The 1,067-nt window shown below is 43.1% G+C and carries 2 protein-coding genes; both read left to right on the top strand.

What is annotated here, in order from left to right:
* Window positions 1-194 (top strand): hypothetical protein (locus PY311_RS12600; RefSeq protein WP_286149039.1); only part of this gene is annotated, 194 nt, incomplete at its 5' end.
* A complete protein-coding gene (locus PY311_RS12605) occupies window positions 191-772 on the top strand; it encodes a hypothetical protein (protein WP_286149040.1) in 582 nt (193 codons plus the stop codon). The genes PY311_RS12600 and PY311_RS12605, both read left to right, overlap by 4 nt.
* Window positions 773-1,067: the final 295 nt, after the last annotated feature.

Consider the following 1,067-nt stretch of genomic DNA (forward strand, 5'->3'; position numbering starts at 1 on the left):
TGTCGATTGGAACGGGCCTGGATGACTGGATCGTACTTTTAAGTGAAAGAGTCTACCTTAAGTCCGCAAGTTCGACAACAAACGCTACTCCATTTGCAGCCTTTACACTTGACCCGTATAAGATGGGCACACAGATTAGAGCGTATGCTAAGCTACTGCCTGGAAAACAATTTATGAAAGGAACGAAAATATGAAAAGAATTGTGGGAATGATTCTGGTTGTTGCAATGGTTGCATCTTTGGTAATTGTGTCCGTCTTTGCTGCGGACACCCGTGAGGATGAAATGCCAGCGACATGCATCGCAGAAATTACAGAGAGTGGAGAAGTCATTTACTATGTAGAGGACGAGCCAAAAGAAAACGATGAAGCTACAGAACCTGCTACTTGGGTGGCGGATGTAGATGAAGACGAAGAGGACTCTCCGATTATTATCAGGGCCAGCGATCTGATCTTAGACGAAAATCTCTCTGACGTAGAAACAAGTCGAGGGAGTGGATCGACATCTTTTAGGATTTCAAGATCTCAGCCATATTTCAGGGTGGCCATTAAGAATAATGGCTCTGAAACGTTGCACGCAAGCATGTGCTTCGGCAATAAAAACGCTGAATCTTTCTGGGATCAAGACATCCCGGCGGGAGGCTCGTCCAAGAAAGTATGGACGGCAAACGAGTTTGGAAAATTCTATATTAACTTTACAAGCAATCCCCATGGCCTGAATCTGGATGGAACAGTTTCTGTTCGTGTTTCGTCCAATAAAAGTGACTTGAGCTGATTGATGCTAAAAAACCGGCGGCATGAGAAAAGACGAAACACGACTAATTTGGGATGTCGGAAGGGAAAACTCTCTTCCGGTAGCTTATTTTTACAGCGATTATAGTAATTATGGAGAGGGTTATGAGTGACAAAGGCAATAGAATTAGCCAAGTGGTTGAAAATAGGAAACACATAATTAAACATTGTAGAGGAAAAATGTTTACAAGTGAGTCTCTGAAAATCGTTGCACTTATATGTATGCTTATCGATCATGCAGGGGCAACCCTGTTCCCGCAATGCGATATTTTGCGTAG

Origin of the sequence: Neopoerus faecalis (genome assembly GCF_029218125.1) — a bacterium.
GTDB classification, from domain to species: domain Bacteria; phylum Bacillota; class Clostridia; order Oscillospirales; family Oscillospiraceae; genus Oscillibacter; species Oscillibacter faecalis_A.